Raw genomic sequence first — 17,376 nt, 5'->3', positions numbered from 1 at the left:
GATAAGTGGGGCAGCGCCGGGGCCTACGCAAGTGTCCGATTGGCAAGCTCATCCCTTCAGGTGCAGCGGGCGAGGCGATCGCGAATCTCGTCCAGTACCCAGACGGCGGCGGGGCCGGGCGGGCTGTCCTTGCGCCATAGGGCGACGAGCGCATAATCGATGGTCGGACGTTCGGGCAGGCGCAGTTCCACCAGCTCCCCGTTGGCAAGATCGGCGGCGATGCGGTGGCGCGGCATCGAGCCCCAGCCGATCCCCTCCTTGAGCAGCGCGTGCTTGGCGCCGAGGTCGGCCAGCCGCCAGGAACGCGGGCTGAATACCGAGAAGTCGCGGCCTTCGGTCAGCGGCGAGCGGTCGGTCAGTACCAGTTGCAGGTGCTTGCGCGCCTCGCCAGGCGGGATGGGGCCGGGCACGGCGAGAGGGTGGCCGGGCGCGGCGACCGGGACCATCTCCACCGAACCCACCGTTTCGCGCTGGATTTCAGGCAGATCGAGAATGTCGGGCCCGGCGATTGCTAGCGTGGCGCGTCGATCCAGCACGAGCGCTGCTACCGCGCCGAGCGCCTCGACGTGAAGGCGCAGCGAGACGCTGGGGTACATCGCCTGGAAATCGCGCAGCAGCCGGGCCAGCACATTGCCCGGCACCATGACGTCCACCGCCAACGAAAGCTCGGCCTCCAGGCCCTGGCGCAAGCTGCGGACTTTCGCGAGGAGGGCGTCGACATCGTCGGCGATTGCGTGCGCCTCGCTCAGGAGTGCGCGGCCCTGCTCGGTGAGGCGCGGTTTGCGCGATCCTTCGCGTTCGAAGAGCCGGACGTCGAGCTGGGCTTCGAGTTGTGCGATGGCATAGCTCACGACGGAAATCGCCCGACCCAGCTTGCGCGATGCGCCGCCGAAGCTGCCTTCCTCCACCACGCAGAGGAAGGTGCGAACATGGTCGAGGCTGGGCGGCGCAATGTCAGCCACGATAACCCTTCAGCTTAGTTGAACATTTCGATCTATTTTATCCCAATTATCCGGAGGCCTCGCAAGAGCTAGATGGAGGGCAAGCAATCCGCACAGTGCGGCCACAAGATTTGACCCAGGAGGGCCACATGATCGAAGTCCGTCCCTTCGCCAGCCTCGGAGCCGCCGACCATGGCTGGCTCGATGCCCATCACCACTTCTCCTTCGCCGATTATCACGATCCGGCCCGCACCAACTGGGGCCGGTTGCGGGTGTGGAACGACGACACCATCGGGCCGCGCTCGGGTTTTCCGTCGCATCCGCATCGCGACATGGAGATCATCACTTACGTCCGCACCGGTGCGATCACCCACCAGGACAGCCTCGGCAACAAGGGCCGGACCGGCGCCGGCGACGTGCAGGTGATGAGTGCGGGCACCGGCATCGTCCATTCCGAATTCAACCTGGAGGACGAAGCCACCACGCTGTTCCAGATCTGGATCCTGCCCGATCATCGCGGCGAGGCTCCGGGCTGGGGCGCCCGGCCGTTCCCCCGGGACGATCGCGCCGGTCGCTTCGTGACCCTCGCCAGCGGCATGGCCGGTGACGAGGACGCCCTGCCGATCCACGCCGACGCCCGCGTGCTGGGCGCCACGGTGAAGGCGGGCGATACGGTTGCTTATGAAACCGACCGGGGGCGCCATCTCTATCTGGTTTCCGCAAAGGGCCGCATCCGGGTGGGCGATGTCGAAGCGCAGCCGCGCGACGGCGTGGCGATCACCGGGCTCGACACCGTGACCGTAACCGCCATCGAGGACGCCGAACTCGTCCTCGTGGACGCGGCCTGAAATCTCTCTCTCCCGACATCTCATCAACCAAGGAAATCGACATGACCGGACGTACTGCCCATCCCAAGGTCGAAAAGCTGATCGTCGATCGCTGGTCGCCGCGCGCTTTCGACGGCACCGAGATTCCGCAGGAAGACCTCGAGGTGATCTTCGAGGCAGCCGGCTGGGCGCCTTCGGCCTATAACGTGCAGCCCTGGACCTTCCTCTACGCGAAGAAGGGCGATGCCAACTGGGACCTGCTGCTCTCGCAGCTGATCGAGTTCAACCAGAGCTGGGCCAAGGACGCTTCGGCGATCGTCTACGTCGTTTCCGATAGCCAGATGCGCTCGGAAAAGGGCAATTCGGACAATCACAGCCATAGCTTCGATGCCGGTGCGGCATGGGCTCTGGCCGCGCTCCAGGCGCAGGCCCTTGGCTACCACACCCACGGCATGACCGGGCTGAAGTTCGGCGAGGCTGAAAAGGCCCTCGGCATTCCGGCCGATCATCGCCTCGAAGCCGCCTTTGCCATCGGCCGCATGGGCGACAAGAGCCAGCTTCCCGAGTTCCTGCAGGAGCGCGAGGTCGCCTCCAACCGCAAGCCGGTGGCGGAAATCGCCAAGGCGGGCGTGTTCGCCTGACGAGATTGGGCGCCTGACGAAATCGGGCGTTCCGGACCCTTCCCCCTCCCTGTCGCCGGAACGCCTTATGGCCCGGTTCGCCTTTTCCCTTGGGCGGACCGGGCTTTTTCATTTCAGAACTTGCGCTTCACGCCCACCATCAGCCGGTTGCTGACCGTGCCGTTGGGGAAGGCCTGCGATTGCAGTTGCACGTCTGCGGTGGTGTTCTCGTCCAGCTTCATCTCCAAGCGCGGCACGGCGCTGGGCATCTCGTATTCATGGGGAAGCGGGCGTATGCGCTCCTTGTCCGGATCAGGCGCGCAGACGACGATTTCGCCCGGACCGCCGCCCGTGCAGCGAGGGCGGACGACACTGAAGTCGACACCCGGCGGGCTGCGCATCTGCCTGAGGTCGAAGGCGCTCAAGGTCTGTTCGGAAGCGAAGGGCGGTTCGGCATCGGTCGCGGGCATGAGCGGGCTCCATCGGAAGCGCGAAGGCAAACATCCGATCGTGGCCGATTTGCGGCAAACGCAGCGCCGGCTCGCCGCGCAACCGATTACATTTCGGCTATCGGCGGCCCAAGCACGACTCGCCTCGTCATCCTGGCAAGACTCGTCCATAGGCGCCCCGTTCGTGGATCATGTTCGAGGAGGTCGGGGCCGGTGGCGGCTGGATGGTTGAGGAAACGAAGCGGCGCTCTCGCGGCGGGCTTTGGCGCAACGGGACACCTGGGTTGGATTCGCGGCGCTTTTGGCGGCCTATTGGGTATCGCACTCGCTGGCGGCGTGACGATGCTGCTGGAGATGAAGGGCGTGGAGATGGGGGGGCTGTCGACGCTCCCGTTCCTGGTGGCGCCGCTGGGCGCGTCCGCCGTGCTGGTGTTCTGCGTTCCCGCCAGTCCGCTGGCACAGCCCTGGTCGGTGATCGGCGGCAACATGATCTCTGCCATCGTCGGCCTGTCGATGGGGCATCTGCTGGGCAACCCCTGGCTGGCGGCTTCCACCGGAGTGGGGCTGGCGATCGCCGCCATGTCGCTTACGCGCAGCCTGCACCCGCCCGGAGGGGCCTGCGCGCTGCTCTATGCGCTGGGCGCCACGGGCGAGCAGCACTGGGGCATCGGCTACCTGGTGCCGCTGGCGTTGAACCTGATCTTCCTGTTCCAGGTCGGCTGGCTCTACAACAACCTCACCGGGCACCCCTGGCCTCATCATGCGCCGAAAGTGCAGCACAAGGCGCCCGACCCTTACTCGCGCGAGGATATCGAAACCTTGCTGGCCGAATGGGACGAGGTGCTGGACGTCGACGTGGACGATCTCGATGCCTTCGTGCAGGCCCTGCTGAAGCGGGGCCGGAAAGCCTGAGTCTTCAGTTAGTCGCGGGTCTGCGCCTGCGGGACAGCAGATCCCAGCAGAACACCGCGATCGCCGTCCAGATGAACAGGAAGCAGACCACCTGCACCGGCTTGAGCGGTTCTCCGAACACGAAGAGCCCCATCAGGAACACCCCGGTAGGCGTGACGAACTGGATGAAGCCCAGCAGGGAGAAGTCCAGCTTGCGCGCCGCGCCGGCGAAGAGCAGCAGCGGAATGCCGGTGACGATGCCGGCGCAGGCCAGCAGCAGGCTGTTGGCAAGCGAATCGCCCATGGCCAGCCCGGCAGCGCTCGATCCCTGCCAGCCCAGCAGCGCCAGCGCGGGGATCAGCAGGACAAGCGTCTCCACGGTCAGGCCCGGCAGCGATTCGACCGGCGTGAGCTTTCGCACCAGACCGTAGCCGGCGAAGCTCAGCGCCAGGCCCATGCTGATCCACAAGGTATCGATCGCGCCCCAGGCCAGCATGGCCACGCCGATCGCCGCCAGGGCCACCGCGATCCATTGCAGGCGCGTCAGCCGTTCCCGCAGGAAGATCGTGCCGGCAAGTACATTGACCAGCGGGTTGATGTAGTAGCCCAGGCTGGCTGCCAGCACATGGCCTTCCATCACGGCAATGACATAGACCAGCCAGTTCGTGCCGATCAGCACGCCGCTCAGGGCCAGCGCCGCCAGGAGTCGCGGATTCCCCAAGGCCGCGCACAGTTGCCCGCCCTGGCGCAGCACGGCGACCATGATCAGGCAGAACGGCAGGGTGAACAGCAATCGCCATGCGACCACCTCGAACGGCGAAACCGTATGTAATGCCGCGAAATAGAGCGGGAAGAGGCACCAGATGAAATAGGCGCCGAATGCCTGGGCAAGGCCGCCGGAGCGGGGAGGGGACTGGTGCTTCATGGACGATCTCGCAACTGATCCGCCCCGATAGGTGGCGAAATGCCGGTTCGGCAAGCAGTTCGTCGCAACACGGGTTTCGGCTCGTCGATATCCGGAATTCTGACAGCCGCGTTGCGGTCCGTTCAGGTTCGCTGCCCTAAAGCTGAATGCGTACCGCGGATCGAGCCTCAGACGGCCCCCTCCCCGGCAATGACGAGGAGATTTGAGATGAACGCATTTTTCAAGGCAACCGCCCTCGCTGCCGCAGCCGCCGGCCTGGCAACCGCTCTTCCCGCTTCGGCTGCCGTCAGCGCCGCCCCGATCGCTTATTCGCAGGGCACTTTCGAAGCGCCCGGCGAACAGGACAACGGCCACTGGCGCGAACGCTATTCCCGCGAAGACCGTCGCCGGGGCTACGGCAACCGCGACCGTTACTATCGCGGTGACCGGGGCTACCGCGGCCGTGGCTACGACTGCCGTCGTGGCAGCGGCACCACCGGCCTGCTGCTGGGCGGTGCGGCAGGTGCCCTGGCGGGCCGCGCCATCGACACCCGCGGCGAGCGTACCACCGGTACGGTCCTCGGCGCCGCTGCCGGCGCCCTGCTCGGCCGCGAAGTGGATCGCGGCGGATCGCGCTGCCGCTAAGGCTTAGAGACTGGCTTCCCCGCAAGGACGGCGACTTGCGGGGGAGACCTCCCGGTCTTCCCTTGGACGAAATTCCCTGGGGGACGGGTGGGAGAGGGCGTTCGCGGCTTGTGCTGCGGCGCCCTCGACTGCGTCCTGCACGTCATCCCGTAATGGGACGTGCGCCTCTTTTGCTATGACCTAGCCCTTGAAATTCCGCCGTTTAGCGGGAACGTTCGCTGCATGGAATGATGCGCGGCGCCGATCTTGAAAAGGCCGGCCCCGGCGAGACGAGGATGCAACGATGTCGGCTTCGAACGCGGCTGGACGCTATTTCCTGATCCCGATACCGATTTTGGGCCTGGCCCTGGCCGGGTGCAGCGCGGAAAAGAAACCGCAAGAGGGCACCACCGATCCCGCACTCACCGAGGCGCTGGGCGATCGCATTGTGGTCGATCCGGAAAAGGTCGCAGGCCAGGCCGAGGCGGGGGCAACGACCGAAGCTCCGATAACCCTACCGGCTGCGGCGCGAACGCCGCAAGCCCTTGCGGCGGCCCGCAAGTCTGCGGCCGATGCGGTCGGCGGCGAGCTTCTGCCTCTCCCGACAGCCCGGAAGGGCGGTGCTTCCGCCCTCGCGGAGGCAGTGGCGCTCGCCGCGCGAACTTCGGAGCAGTCGCGCGTTGCCAAGACCGATTGCGCGGCGAAGGCGGCGTTCTCGGAAGGTTGGGCCGCGAAGCTGCCGGCCGCCGTTCCCGTCTATCCCCGCGCCGCCGTTCATGAAGCGGCAGGCACCGATGCCGGGGGCTGCTCGCTGCGCGTCGTCAATTTCGGCACGGCGGTGTCACCGGAGGATGTCGCCGGCTTCTATTACTCGGCAGCGCAGCGCGGCGGTTACGGAGCCGAATATCGCATCGACGGCGGTGAATACGTAGTCGGCGGAAGCAAGGCCGGGCGGGCCTATGTGGTCTATGCCCGCAAGCTGGCCAGCGGCGTGACCGAGGTGGATCTGGTGACCAGCGGCGGGTGATCGAGGACGCGTCGTCCCGGACTTGATCCGGGACCGCTGGCGGTTCTTTAGGCGCTTCCCGGCGAGCGAGGCGCGGCTCGGCCAGCGGTCCCGGATCAAGTCCGGGACGACGGCCTACCTCAGACCCACTCCAATCGCTGCGCGTGGCTGCTCCAGTTCGCCGGAAGCGACCGGGTAGGCGCAGTAATCCGCCGCGTAGTAGCCGCTCGGGTGGTGATTACCGGAAAGCCCGATGCCACCCATCGGTGCGGCATGGCTCGGGCCGGTGGTCGCGCGGTTCCAGTTGACGATCCCGGCGCGGGTATTGGCCCAGAAGCGGTTGTAGTCCTGCGGTGAGCCCCCGACCAGCGAGGCGGCCAGGCCGAAGCGCGTATTGTTCGCCTCGGCAATAGCCTCGTCGAAATCGTCGACGCGGATCACCTGGAGAATGGGGCCGAACAGCTCCACGTCGGGGCGGTCGGCCATCGCCGTAGTGTCGATGATCGCCGGACTGAGGAAGGGGAGAGAATCGTCCTTGCGCACCAGATGCTTGATGGCACGGCCGCCGTTGCTCAGCAGGTAGAGGAAGCTTTCGGTCAGCCCGTCGGCCGCCGTGCCGTCGATCACCGGGCCCATGAACGGAGCCGGTTCGTCGAACGGCGCGCCCACGATCAGGCGATCCGCCAGCGCCTTAACCTGCGAAACGGCTTCGTCATAAAGGGCGCTCTTCACGATCAGCCGTCGCGCTGCGGTGCAGCGCTGTCCGGCCGAGGCGAAGGCGGACTGGACGATCAGCGCGGCGGCGTCGGTCATCTTGGGCGTGTCCCACAGGACGATGGGATTGTTGCCGCCCATCTCCAGCGCCACCAGCTTGTCGGGCCGGGCGGCGAGGCGGCGGTTGATCGAGATACCGGTGCTGGCTGAGCCGGTGAACAGCACACCGTCGATCCCGTCATGCGCCACGAACGCCTGCCCTTCCGGCGGCCCGCCCGGTGCGAATTGCATGACGGCAGCGGAAATGCCCGCCCGGTGGAAGCAGCGCGCCAGCATCTCGCCGGTGGCGGGTGCTTTCTCGCTCGGCTTGAAGATCACGGCGTTGCCCGCGAGGAGGGCCGGCACGATATGGGCGTTCGGCAGGTGTGCCGGCAGATTGAACGGCCCGAGCACGACGAGCACGCCGTGGGGTTTGTGGCGCACGGCCATCGCGCCCTGAAGCGCCGAATCGAGCTTCCGCTGGCTGGTCCGCTCGGCATAGGCGCGGATGGACAGCTCTACCTTGGCGACGACGCTTTCGACTTCGGCGCGGGCTTCCCACATGGGTTTGCCCACTTCGCGGGCGATCGTGGCGGAGAGCTTGTCGGCATCCTTGCGCACTTCGTTGGCGAAGCGGCGCAGCAGTTCGATGCGAGTCGCGAGCGGCTGCGCGGCCCAGGTGGGCCAGGCTCGGCGGGCACGGCTCACTACCTCGTCCACGTCGCAGGCCTTGCCGCGCCAGATCTCCACGCCCGTGGCCGGCTCGTATGAGACGATATCGGGTGCTGGCCGGTTGCTATCGTATGCGCTGGCTGTGGCGGCCATGAAGATCGTTCGTCCATCGGCTGGGTGACTTGCTGGAAGTCCCGCTTCGCACAGGTATTCCTACCGGGAAGCTAACGGGCGCAAATCCGTGTCCCGAATCGAGACATGACCGGCGGGCACGGGAGCAGGCCCGAGCTGGCGTCCAAGCTCGCGGATTTCCGCGACGCGGGCATGGAGGGCGGACCAGTCGTCGTGCTGGTCGATCGCGCCCCAGATGCGCTCTACCTCGTCGATCAGCGTGCTTGGCGGTGCGTCCTGTCGCCAGAACGGATCGGTGGTTTCCGCAGCGGGTTCGTAAGCGGACAGCAGTTCGCCGAATCGCCCGTCTCCGGCATTTCGTCCGCCGCGATGGTTGAAGAAGAACCGCTCGGGCGCTTCGCCGCTGGCGAGCATGGCCTGCTCGGCGGCTTGGATCAGCGCATTGTCCCGCTCCAGCCCTTGCGACGTCACGCCGAGGCGCCAGGCGAAGCGGCGGCTCATCGCCTGCTGGTAAAGCGGCGCGAACCGGTCGAGCGCGGCCACCAGCGGCTCGGTGGTCGACAGGGTGCTGAGGGCGATGGCCAGCTGGCCGCAGTTCCACAGTACTGCTTCCGGCTGGCGGCCGAAGGCATAGAGGCCGGAATGGTCGAAATAGGCGGCGGTGAAGCGCGGATCCCAGCGCGGCAGCCAGCGCCATGGCCCGTAGTCGAAGCTCTCGCCCGAGATGTTCATGTTGTCGGTATTGAGCACGCCGTGGACGAAACCGGCCACCATCCAGCTCGCCGCGAGATCGGCCATGCGCTCGACCACCTGGTGCAGCAGAATCACGGCGGGTTCGTCGCGGCCCGGCGCGTCTTCCGGGGGCAGGTTGCCGGGGAAGGTTTCCAGGCAATAGGCCACGAGCGCCTGCATGTGATCGCGCTCCTCCAGCGCGAGCAGGCGCTGGAAGGTGCCGATCCGGATATGGCCGTGGCTGAGGCGCACCATCGCTGCCGAGCGGGTCGGCGAAGGCTCGTCGCCGCGCCAGAGTTCCTCGCCCGTTTCGATCACCGAGAACGTCTTGCTGGTATAGACGCCAAGCGCTTCCAGCATTTCGGTGGCGAGAATCTCGCGAACCGCGCCTTTCAGCGTCAGCCTGCCGTCGCCGTCGCGGCTGTAGGGCGTCTGGCCCGAACCCTTGGTGCCGAGATCGAGCACGCGGTCCTCGCCGTCCAGCATCTGCGCATGGAGGAAGCCGCGACCGTCGCCGATATTGGGGTTGTAGTTGCGAAACTGGTGCCCGTGATAGCGCAGGGCGAGCGGCCGGGGCAAGTTGTCCGGCAGCGGCTCGAAGCGTCCGAAATGGGTGATCCAGCTCGCGTCGTCCAGCCCGTCCAGGCCGACCGTCGCCGCCCAGCGGTCGTTGCGGAAGCGCAGGATATGGCTCGGGAAATCGGCTGGCGACACCGGACTGGCGATCCAGTCGGCGATCGCCTCGATACGGGGGGCAGGGCGGTAGGCACTTGCTTGCGGTTCGCTTCGCATCAGGCGATAGTGGCGATCCGATGCCCGTCGATCAAGCCGGGCCGCAAGATAGAGGTCGCAGCTTCGGCATGACGGTATTCGAGGATCGGTTCTGGTCGAGCCGGGATGGGCTGAAGCTGCACTTTCGCGATTATCCGGGGGAAGCCGAGCAACGGCCGCCCATCGTCTGCCTCCATGGCCTGACCCGCAACGCGCGCGATTTCGACGTTCTGGCCGAGCGCCTCTCTCCGCGATGGCGGGTGATCTGCCCCGACATGCGCGGGCGCGGGGATAGCGAATATGCGCGCGATTCCGCCAGCTACAACCCTGTCCAGTATGGCGAAGACCTGCTGGAACTGCTGGATCAGGAGAAGATCGACCGGTTCATCGCCATCGGCACCTCCTTGGGTGGGCTGATGACGATGGGGCTGGCGACGATGATCCCGGACCGGATCGTCGCGGCCGTCATCAACGATGTCGGGCCGTTCCTTGAACCGGAGGGCGTGGGGCGGATCAAGGACTATGTCGGGCAGGGGCGCAGCTATCCCACCTGGGTCCACGCCGCGCGGGCGCTGGAGGATGCGCAGGGTGACGCGCATCCCGGCCAGCCGCTGGACTTCTGGATCGGCCGGGCCAAGCGGCTGATGACGCTTTCGAACTCGGGACGCGTGGTCTTCGACTACGACATGAAGATCGCGGAGCCGTTCCTGGGCTATGATGTGGACGACCAGCCCGATCTCTGGCCCGCCTGGGAAGCGCTTGCCGGGCGGCCGGTACTGGTATTGCGCGGCGCCCTTTCCGACCTGCTGTCCGCCGCCACGCTGGAGAAGATGTTGCGCCGCCTTCCCGGTGCCGAGGCGGTGACGCTGGACGGGGTCGGGCACGCGCCGACGCTGGATGAGCCCGAAGCCGTCGCCGCGATCGAGCGGCTGCTGGCCCAAGCCGCCTGATCCGGCCGTCCTGATCCAAAACGGCCTGATCGAAACCGGCATGCGCATTCTCCACCTTCATTCGAGCTTCGCGGCGGGCGGCAAGGAACTGCGCGCCGTGCGTCTGATGAACCTGTTCGGCCCGCGCATCGCCCATGCCGTGGTTTCCGCCCAGCCCGGCGCCCACGGCGCCGCCGTTCGGCTCGATCCGCGGGTGCCGGTCGAATTTCCCGAAGACTTTCCCGGCCTGCAGGGGCGCCCCACGCCGGGCCGCCTGTGGCGCATCGCCCAGGCCATGGCCGACTTCGACCTTGTGCTCACCTATAACTGGGGGGCGATGGACGCGGTCATGGCCCATGGCCTGTTCGGTGGACTGCTGGGCCTGCCGCCGCTCGTCCACCACGAGGACGGCTTCAACGAGGACGAGGCGATGGGCCTCAAGCCGGGCCGCAACCGCTTCCGGCGAATCGCGCTCAGGCGGGCCTCGGCACTTGTGGTGCCCTCGCAGCGGCTGGAGGAGATTGCCCTCACGGCGTGGCGCCAGCCGCGCGAGCGGGTGCGGCTCATCACCAATGGCATCGATTGCAGCGCCTACCTCGACAGGCCCCGGCCCGACATGCTGCCGGGCCTGGTCAAGCAACCCGGAGAGCGCTGGGTCGGCACGCTGGCGGGGCTGAGGCCGGTCAAGAACCTCCCGCGTCTGGTCCGTGCCTTCGCGGCCCTGCGCCTCGCAAGTCTGCCTGATTCCTGGCGGCTGGTGATCCTGGGGGAAGGGCCGGAGCGCGACGCCATCGCCGCCGAGGCTGCGCGCAGCGGCGTGGCGGACCGCGTCCATCTGCCGGGCTTCGTTGCCGAGCCCTCTCATGCGGTCGGGCTTTTCGATGTTTTCGCGCTCTCGTCCGACAGCGAGCAGTTTCCGATCTCCGTGGTGGAGGCGATGGCATCCGCCTTGCCGATCGCTTCGCCCGCCGTGGGGGACGTGGCAAGCATGGTATCCGTGGAAAACCGCGCCCTCATCACCCCGCCGGGCGACGAGGCGGCGCTGGCCGCCACGCTTGCCCGGCTGGCGGCCGACGATGCCCTGCGCGCGCGCCTTGGTGCCGCCAACCGCGCCCAGGCACGAAACCACTATGACGAAGCCGAAATGCTCCGCGCCTATGATACGACATATGGCCGGGCGCTCGGGCGGGAGCGCCTGATTTGACACCGTGACATCATTCAGCAAGGCTTCACGGCGTGGGGTGCAGCGATCATCCCCGTTGAAAAGCCGTGGCCATTCGCTAAACAGCCCGGCAACCATCCTGATTTTTCCGCAGAAAGCGCCCGAAACTTGGCCCTGCCTCCTTCCAACAGCACGCCGACCAATCCCAAGTCCGCCGAGCGACTCGCCGCGCAGCAGGATGTTTTCCTGCGCGAAGTGGACGACGCCCTGCGGCAGGACCAGATGGAAGGCTTCTTCACCCGCTACGGCAAGCCCGTGATCGCGGCCGTGGTTCTGGCGCTGGCGGCCTTCGGCGGCTGGCTCTACTGGAACCACCGTCAGAACGAACAGCGCAACGCCGATGCCGAGACTTACGTCCAGGCGATCGACAGCATGAAGGCCGGCAATCTCGATGCCGCCAAGGGCAAGCTGGAAGGCCTGGCCAAGGGCACCGGCGGCAGCCCGGCTTCGGCCAAGCTGATGCTGGCCGGCATCGCCGTCGAACAGAAGCGCGTGCCTGACGCGGTGAAGCTCTATGACGAAGTGGCGGGCGACGCCAAGGCGCCGCAGCCGCTGCGCGATCTGGCCGCTGTGCGCAGTGTCGCCGCGAACTTCGATGGCATGAAACCCGAAGACGTGGTTTCCCGCCTCAAGCCTTATGCCGCACCGGGCAACCCCTGGTTCGGCGTAGCCGGCGAGATGGTCGGCATGGCCTATATCAAGATGAACAAGCAAGACCAGGCCGGCCCGCTGTTCGCCGCCATCGCCAAGGACGAGCAAGTGGAGCCGGGCCTGCGCAGCCGCGCCCGCCAGCTTGCCGCCGTCCTGGGCGTCGATGCGATCGACGACGTGGTGGATGAGCGCGGCGAGGCTCTGGACAAGAAGGCCAGCGCGCAGGCCGCGCCTGTCGCCGGAGAATGAACATGGTTGAGATTAAACGCAATTTCGCCTTTGCAGGTGGCCGTGCCGGCGTCGCTTCGCTGATCGCGCTGGCGCTGGTCGCCGGCCTTTCCGGCTGCAAGTCGAACAGCAAGGGCCCGAAGACGCCCACCGTGGGCGAACGCGTGCCGATCCTCTCGCGCATCGAAAGCGGCGCCAAGGTCGATCCCACGCTGGAAGCCGTGTCGGTGATCCTGCCGCCGCAGCAGAGCAACGATGCCTGGGCCCAGGCCGGCGGCAATGGCGCCAAGTCCTACGGACACCTCGCCCTGGCCGACAACCCGGCGCGGGTCTGGACCGCGCAGATCGCGGGTTCGACCAATCGCGCTCGCCTCGCCGCTTCGCCCGTCGTGGCTGACGGCAAGCTCTTCGTGATGGACACCGAAGGCGTGGTCCATGCCTTCGACGCCAAGAGCGGCGCGCAAATCTGGACCAAGAACTTCTCGGTTTCCGGCAAGAACGAGAATTCGATCTTCGGCGGCGGCGTCAGCTATGACGGCGGCAACCTCTACGTCACCACCGGCCTCGGCGAAGTGGCGGCGCTCAAGGGGGCGGACGGTAGCCAGCTCTGGACCAAGAAGCCGGGCGGCCCGCTGCGCGGTTCGCCTACGATCGGTTTCAACGCCGTCTACGTCATGACGCAGGACAACCAGATCTTCGCGCTGAACGCGGCGGACGGCAACGTACTGTGGAACGAATCGGCCTCGCTCTCGCAGGCCGGGGTCTTCGGCGTCGCCGCCCCCGCTGCCGCGCAAGGCACGGTGATCGCTGGCTATTCCTCGGGCGAGCTGGTGGCCTACCGCTACGAGAACGGCCGCCAGGTCTGGTCGGACGCGCTGGCCCGCACCTCGATCTCGACCGAGGTGGGCAGCCTCACCGACGTCGACGCCGATCCCATCATCGACCAGGGCCGCGTCTACGCGCTGGGCCAGGGCGGTCGCATGGCGGCCTACGAACTGATCACCGGCCAGCGGATCTGGGAACTCAACCTCGCCGGGATCTCGACCCCGGCGGTCGTGGGGGACTGGGTCTTCACGCTCGACGACCATGCCGAGATCCTCGCCATCGCGCGGGGTACCGGCAAGGTTCGTTGGCTGACGCAGCTTGCGCGCTACGACAACGAGAAGAAGCGCAAGGGTCCGATCTTCTGGGTCGGCCCGGTGCTGGCAGGCAACAAGCTGTGGGTCGGCAACTCGCGCGGCGAACTCGGCACGGTCGATCCGGCCACCGGCAAGCTCACGCCTGTCGTGGAACTCAAGGAACCGATCTCGCTGGCGCCGATCGTGGCAAACCAGACGCTCTATGTGCTGGATGATTCGGGCCGCATCACCGCGTATCGTTAAAGGAACCCTGTCAAAAGAACCTCGTCAAAAGAACTCCGTCGTCCCGGACTCGATCCGGGACCGCTGGCAGTTCTTCAGGCGCTTCCTCGCGAGCGAGGCGCGGCTCGGCCAGCGGTCCCGGATCAAGTCCGGGACGACGGCATGGTTCGGTGTTTCGCAGCTCTTAACCAATTCGCGCTAGGTCAGGCGCCATGACCAACGCTTCCCGTTCCGCCGCAGAACTGCCCGAAAGCGACGTATCGGCGGGCGTGGGCCTGTCCGGCCTTGTGGCGCTGATTCTCTGGCTGCTGCTCTGCCGCAACTGGGCCGCGATCGCGGACGTCCTCTCGTTACCCGGCCCCCATGCGCCCATGAGCGGCCCTTACGCAGCCGTCGCCACGCTCTTCATGACGGGGGGCGCCATGGCGCTTTGGTCCGTCGTGGTGGACAAGGTGCACCGTCGTCCATCGACCGGCATCGACTGGAGCCTGCGCCGCCCCTTCGCCGAATCGCTGGACCTGTCGATCACCAAGCTCGCGGGGCTCTGGGCCACCTGGGCGCTGATCGGGGCGTTCTACTGCATCGGCCGCTGGTACTGGGACGGTCAGTACCTGTTCGCCATGGAAGTGATCGGAGCGGCGGCGCTGCCGGTCTTCCTGCTGTCGATTCCCTATGTTCTCTGGCTCGATCGCAGGCTTGTGGAGCCTCGCGACCAGGCCTGGCACTTCGGCGCGCTGCTGATCGGGCGGGAGGCCTGGGATGTCGAGGCGGTGAAGAAGCACGGCCGGGCCTGGGCGATCAAGGCGTTCTTCGGCGCCTTCATGATCTCGATCCTGCCGGGCGGCTTCGCGCAAGTGGTGGAGGCGAACTTCGCGGCCATGGCGCGCGATCCGGTGCCCCTGGCATCCACGGTGATCGCGCTGCTGTTCCTGATCGACGTGCAGATCGGCACAGTTGGCTATATCTTCACCTTCCGCCCGCTCGATGCCCATATCCGCAGCGGCAATCCGCTGCTGGCGGGCTGGGTGGCGGCGCTGATGTGCTATCCGCCCTTCGTCTGGGGCACCATGGGCCGCGCGGACGTGCTGGGCTATGAGGTCAATACGCCGGGATGGGGCTTCTGGATGCAGGGGCATGCCGGGCTGCTGTGGCTCTGGGCCGGGCTGCTGGTGGCGCTGACGGCCATCTATGCCTGGGCGACTTTTGTTTTCGGGCTGCGGTTCTCGAACCTTACCTATCGCGGCGTGCTGACCAACGGCCCCTACCGCTTCACGCGGCACCCGGCCTATCTGTCGAAGAACCTGTTCTGGTGGTGCTCGACGTTGCCGTTCCTCGTATCCAGCCACGCGCTGACCGACATGGTGCGCAATACCGTGCTGCTCGGCGTGGTGAGCGCGATCTATTACTGGCGCGCGCGAACCGAGGAGGCGCACCTGCTGGCGGAGGACGCCAAGTACCGGGCCTATCACGCGTGGATGGCGGAGAACGCCCTGATCACGCGCAGTTTGGGAAAGCTGGGCGAGAGGCTGCGGCCGGGCGTGCGAGAGGCGCAGGCGGCGGAGTAAGGGAATAAGGGAAGCCCTGGGGGATGATCCCCCAGACCCTCGGAATGTCGGCGTTGCGCGCGGTTATTCGCGGTGCGCTCCCTGAAAACTCAGAAGCTCTTCAGCGCATAGACCTTCGACAGGTCGCCGCCCCACTCGCCGTTGTAGAGGTCGAGCAGGCGCTGCGCCGGAACCTTGCCGGTGGCGACGATCTCGGCCAGCGGTTCCAGGTAGCCGGTCTCGTTGTCGCCGCCGGCGTTGAGGCGATTGCGCGCGGCCAGGCCGGAACGCGAGATGTTCAGCACTTCGCCGGCGATGTCGCGGAGGGTGCCGCCGCCCGGAATGGGCGCATCCAGCGCCAGCCGGGGCACGGCGTTGCGCAGTTCCTCGCGGCCTTCCATGTCCCAGTCCTTGACCAGATCCCATGCGGCATCAAGCGCGGCCTGATCGTAGAGCAGGCCCACCCAGAACGCCGGCAGGGCGCAGATGCGGCCCCAGGGCCCGCCGTCGGCGCCGCGCATTTCGAGGAAGGACTTCAGGCGCACTTCCGGGAAGGCGGTGGAAAGGTGGTCCGTCCAGTCCGACAGGCGCGGCTTCTCGCCGGGAAGGACGGCAAGCTCGCCCTTCAGGAAGTCGCGGAAGGAATGGCCTGCGGCGTCGATATACTTGCCGTCGCGGAACACGAAATACATCGGCACGTCGAGCATGTAGTCGACATAGCGTTCGTACCCGAAGCCGTCCTCGAACACGAAGGGCAGCATGCCGGTGCGGGCCGGATCGGTATCCGACCAGATGTGGCTGCGATACGAGAGGAAGCCGTTGGGCTTGCCTTCCGTGAAGGGCGAACTGGCGAAGAGCGCGGTGGCCAGCGGCTGGAGCGCCAGCGAGGTGCGGAACTTCTTCACCATGTCCGCCTCGCTCGAATAGTCGAGGTTGACCTGGATGGTGCAGGTGCGCAGCATCATGTCGAGGCCCATCGTGCCGACGCGCGGCATGTGGCGCAGCATGATGTCGTAGCGGCCCTTGGGCATGATCGGCAGTTCGGCGCGAGTCTTGTCGGGCCACATGCCGAGGCCGAGGAAGGCCTTGCCGATGCGGTCGCCGATGGTCTTCACCTGGGCGAGGTGCCGGCCGGTTTCGGCGCAGGTCTGGTGCAGGTTCTCCAGCGGCGCGCCGGAAAGCTCGAGCTGGCCCGCCGGTTCCAGGCTGACGGTGCCGTCGCTGCCCTTCATGGCGATGACGTTGCCGCCATTGGGGCCGCCTTCCACGATAGGCTCCCAGCCGAACTCGGTCAGGGCCATCAGCAGGTCGCGGATGCCGCCCTGCTCGCCATAAGACGGGGCATGGTGATCGGCGGTGTCGTAGACGAATTTCTCGTGCTCGGTACCGATCCGCCACGCCTCGCGCGGCTTTTCGCCCGCGGCCATCGGCGCGGCGAGTTGGTCCAGGCTTTCGATCACCGGATCTTCGCGATCCGAAACCTCACGGGTGCTCATGGCGGCGGAGGTAGTGCGGCCCGCGTCCGGACGCTACAACTTTTTGTACCGGGCGGTTCGTTTTCCGGCAACGTGGCGCATCTCCGCGCGCAGCGGGCCGGGTTGCCGCGCTTCACCAGTCCCCCGCCACGGCCATCCACAAGGCTGTCGCGCCGATGCTGGCCGTCTCCCCGCGCAGGATACGCGGGCCGAGCGTGATCGCGCGGGCCTGCGGGTGAGCGCGGACCAGGGCGCGTTCGCCTTCGTCGAAACCGCCTTCGGGGCCGACCAGCAGGGCCGCCGGTCCGGAATGTGCCGCAAACTGTTCCGCCGCCGGTGCGCCGCCGGTCTCGTCCGCGAAGAACAGCGTGCGGTCTTCGGGCCAGTCGCGCAGCAGCGCTTCCAGCTTCACCGGCTCGGCCAGCTCCGGCAGTGCGGTGCGGGCGCATTGCTCTGCCGCCTCGGTCACGATCGTCTGCGCCCGCTCCGGGTTAAGCTTGTCCGCCACGCAGCGCCGCGTCACCAGAGGCTGGATCCTCGCGACGCCGAGTTCGGTGGCCTTCTCCAGCACGAGATCGAAGTTCGGCTTCTTCAGCAGCGCCGCGCAGAGCCAGAAGTCGGGAACGGCCTCCTTCTCGCGCAGC

17 protein-coding genes are annotated in these 17,376 nt (G+C 66.9%); 10 read left to right on the top strand and 7 right to left on the bottom strand.

Annotated features, from left to right (window positions below; all coding sequences use genetic code 11):
• Window positions 1-56: 56 nt before the first annotated feature.
• Window positions 57-962: a LysR family transcriptional regulator gene (locus tag ACI3K3_RS16995; RefSeq protein ID WP_404915759.1), complete on the bottom strand. Its 906-nt coding sequence runs from the start codon at window positions 960-962 to the stop codon at window positions 57-59.
• A gap of 128 nt (window positions 963-1,090) precedes the next feature.
• On the opposite strand from ACI3K3_RS16995, the gene ACI3K3_RS16990 reads away from it, so the two are divergent.
• The gene (locus ACI3K3_RS16990; protein ID WP_404915757.1) at window positions 1,091-1,789 is read left to right on the top strand and encodes a pirin family protein; all 699 of its coding nucleotides are present in this window, start codon (window positions 1,091-1,093) and stop codon (window positions 1,787-1,789) included.
• Window positions 1,790-1,830: 41 nt separating this feature from the next.
• The gene (locus ACI3K3_RS16985; protein ID WP_404915755.1) at window positions 1,831-2,409 is read left to right on the top strand and encodes a nitroreductase family protein; all 579 of its coding nucleotides are present in this window, start codon (window positions 1,831-1,833) and stop codon (window positions 2,407-2,409) included.
• A gap of 113 nt (window positions 2,410-2,522) precedes the next feature.
• Here ACI3K3_RS16985 and ACI3K3_RS16980 read toward each other — a convergent pair whose 3' ends face one another.
• On the bottom strand, window positions 2,523-2,858 hold the full coding sequence (locus ACI3K3_RS16980; protein ID WP_404915753.1) for a hypothetical protein: 336 nt from the start codon (window positions 2,856-2,858) through the stop codon (window positions 2,523-2,525).
• Between the two features lie 291 nt (window positions 2,859-3,149).
• Here ACI3K3_RS16980 and ACI3K3_RS16975 point away from each other — a divergent pair, with 291 nt between their 5' ends.
• Window positions 3,150-3,749 carry an HPP family protein gene (locus tag ACI3K3_RS16975; protein ID WP_404915751.1) on the top strand — a complete coding sequence of 200 codons (600 nt, stop codon included), beginning with the start codon at window positions 3,150-3,152 and terminating at the stop codon, window positions 3,747-3,749.
• Window positions 3,750-3,753: 4 nt separating this feature from the next.
• On the opposite strand, the gene rarD is transcribed toward ACI3K3_RS16975, so the two are convergent.
• Window positions 3,754-4,653, bottom strand: a complete 900-nt coding sequence (gene rarD, locus ACI3K3_RS16970) for an EamA family transporter RarD (RefSeq protein ID WP_404915749.1) — start codon at window positions 4,651-4,653, stop codon at window positions 3,754-3,756.
• A gap of 207 nt (window positions 4,654-4,860) precedes the next feature.
• On the opposite strand from rarD, the gene ACI3K3_RS16965 reads away from it, so the two are divergent.
• Window positions 4,861-5,277: a glycine zipper 2TM domain-containing protein gene (locus ACI3K3_RS16965; protein WP_404915747.1), complete on the top strand. Its 417-nt coding sequence runs from the start codon at window positions 4,861-4,863 to the stop codon at window positions 5,275-5,277.
• 283 nt (window positions 5,278-5,560) lie between these two features.
• A complete protein-coding gene (locus ACI3K3_RS16960) occupies window positions 5,561-6,283 on the top strand; it encodes a hypothetical protein (protein WP_404915745.1) in 723 nt (240 codons plus the stop codon).
• 114 nt (window positions 6,284-6,397) lie between these two features.
• Here ACI3K3_RS16960 and ACI3K3_RS16955 read toward each other — a convergent pair whose 3' ends face one another.
• Window positions 6,398-7,840, bottom strand: a complete 1,443-nt coding sequence (locus tag ACI3K3_RS16955; protein WP_404915743.1) for a succinylglutamate-semialdehyde dehydrogenase — start codon at window positions 7,838-7,840, stop codon at window positions 6,398-6,400.
• Window positions 7,841-7,900: 60 nt separating this feature from the next.
• Entirely contained in the window at window positions 7,901-9,343 is a 1,443-nt protein-coding gene (locus tag ACI3K3_RS16950) for a protein adenylyltransferase SelO family protein (RefSeq protein ID WP_404915741.1), read from the bottom strand.
• Window positions 9,344-9,411: 68 nt separating this feature from the next.
• Here ACI3K3_RS16950 and ACI3K3_RS16945 point away from each other — a divergent pair, with 68 nt between their 5' ends.
• The 5 genes from ACI3K3_RS16945 (at window position 9,412) to ACI3K3_RS16925 (ending at window position 15,278) form a co-directional block, all read left to right on the top strand.
• Window positions 9,412-10,272: an alpha/beta fold hydrolase gene (locus tag ACI3K3_RS16945; protein WP_404915837.1), complete on the top strand. Its 861-nt coding sequence runs from the start codon at window positions 9,412-9,414 to the stop codon at window positions 10,270-10,272.
• A gap of 40 nt (window positions 10,273-10,312) precedes the next feature.
• Entirely contained in the window at window positions 10,313-11,455 is a 1,143-nt protein-coding gene (locus ACI3K3_RS16940) for a glycosyltransferase (RefSeq protein WP_404915835.1), read from the top strand.
• A 126-nt stretch (window positions 11,456-11,581) separates the two neighbouring features.
• Window positions 11,582-12,373 (top strand): tetratricopeptide repeat protein, encoded by a 792-nt coding sequence (locus tag ACI3K3_RS16935; protein WP_404915739.1) that lies wholly within the window; start codon window positions 11,582-11,584, stop codon window positions 12,371-12,373.
• Between the two features lie 2 nt (window positions 12,374-12,375).
• Window positions 12,376-13,734, top strand: a complete 1,359-nt coding sequence (locus ACI3K3_RS16930; protein WP_404915737.1) for a PQQ-binding-like beta-propeller repeat protein — start codon at window positions 12,376-12,378, stop codon at window positions 13,732-13,734.
• 191 nt (window positions 13,735-13,925) lie between these two features.
• Window positions 13,926-15,278 (top strand): methyltransferase family protein, encoded by a 1,353-nt coding sequence (locus ACI3K3_RS16925; protein WP_404915735.1) that lies wholly within the window; start codon window positions 13,926-13,928, stop codon window positions 15,276-15,278.
• Between the two features lie 89 nt (window positions 15,279-15,367).
• Here the strand turns inward: ACI3K3_RS16925 and ACI3K3_RS16920 are convergent, their stop codons facing one another.
• Window positions 15,368-16,753 (bottom strand): glutamate--cysteine ligase, encoded by a 1,386-nt coding sequence (locus ACI3K3_RS16920; protein ID WP_404915733.1) that lies wholly within the window; start codon window positions 16,751-16,753, stop codon window positions 15,368-15,370.
• Between the two features lie 112 nt (window positions 16,754-16,865).
• The coding region (locus ACI3K3_RS16915) for an RsmE family RNA methyltransferase (protein ID WP_404915731.1) at window positions 16,866-17,376 on the bottom strand (511 nt) is incomplete at its 5' end.

This window comes from Novosphingobium sp. ZW T3_23, assembly GCF_044987305.1.
Classification (GTDB): Bacteria; Pseudomonadota; Alphaproteobacteria; order Sphingomonadales; family Sphingomonadaceae; genus Novosphingobium.
Note: the sequence above shows the minus strand (reverse complement) of the source record. Positions and strands in the feature narration are given on the sequence as shown.

Excerpts from the sequence above, each read along its gene's own strand:
- ACI3K3_RS16990 (WP_404915757.1), top strand. The coding sequence starts at position 1,091 with ATGATCGAAGTCCGTCCCTTCGCCAGCCTCGGAGCCGCCGACCATGGC.
- ACI3K3_RS16945 (WP_404915837.1), top strand. The coding sequence starts at position 9,412 with ATGACGGTATTCGAGGATCGGTTCTGGTCGAGCCGGGATGGGCTGAAG.
- ACI3K3_RS16955 (WP_404915743.1), bottom strand. The coding sequence starts at position 7,840 with ATGGCCGCCACAGCCAGCGCATACGATAGCAACCGGCCAGCACCCGAT.
- ACI3K3_RS16960 (WP_404915745.1), top strand. The coding sequence starts at position 5,561 with ATGTCGGCTTCGAACGCGGCTGGACGCTATTTCCTGATCCCGATACCG.
- ACI3K3_RS16925 (WP_404915735.1), top strand. The coding sequence starts at position 13,926 with ATGACCAACGCTTCCCGTTCCGCCGCAGAACTGCCCGAAAGCGACGTA.
- ACI3K3_RS16985 (WP_404915755.1), top strand. The coding sequence starts at position 1,831 with ATGACCGGACGTACTGCCCATCCCAAGGTCGAAAAGCTGATCGTCGAT.
- ACI3K3_RS16980 (WP_404915753.1), bottom strand. The coding sequence starts at position 2,858 with ATGCCCGCGACCGATGCCGAACCGCCCTTCGCTTCCGAACAGACCTTG.
- ACI3K3_RS16965 (WP_404915747.1), top strand. The coding sequence starts at position 4,861 with ATGAACGCATTTTTCAAGGCAACCGCCCTCGCTGCCGCAGCCGCCGGC.
- ACI3K3_RS16930 (WP_404915737.1), top strand. The coding sequence starts at position 12,376 with ATGGTTGAGATTAAACGCAATTTCGCCTTTGCAGGTGGCCGTGCCGGC.
- ACI3K3_RS16920 (WP_404915733.1), bottom strand. The coding sequence starts at position 16,753 with ATGAGCACCCGTGAGGTTTCGGATCGCGAAGATCCGGTGATCGAAAGC.
- rarD (WP_404915749.1), bottom strand. The coding sequence starts at position 4,653 with ATGAAGCACCAGTCCCCTCCCCGCTCCGGCGGCCTTGCCCAGGCATTC.
- ACI3K3_RS16950 (WP_404915741.1), bottom strand. The coding sequence starts at position 9,343 with ATGCGAAGCGAACCGCAAGCAAGTGCCTACCGCCCTGCCCCCCGTATC.
- ACI3K3_RS16940 (WP_404915835.1), top strand. The coding sequence starts at position 10,313 with ATGCGCATTCTCCACCTTCATTCGAGCTTCGCGGCGGGCGGCAAGGAA.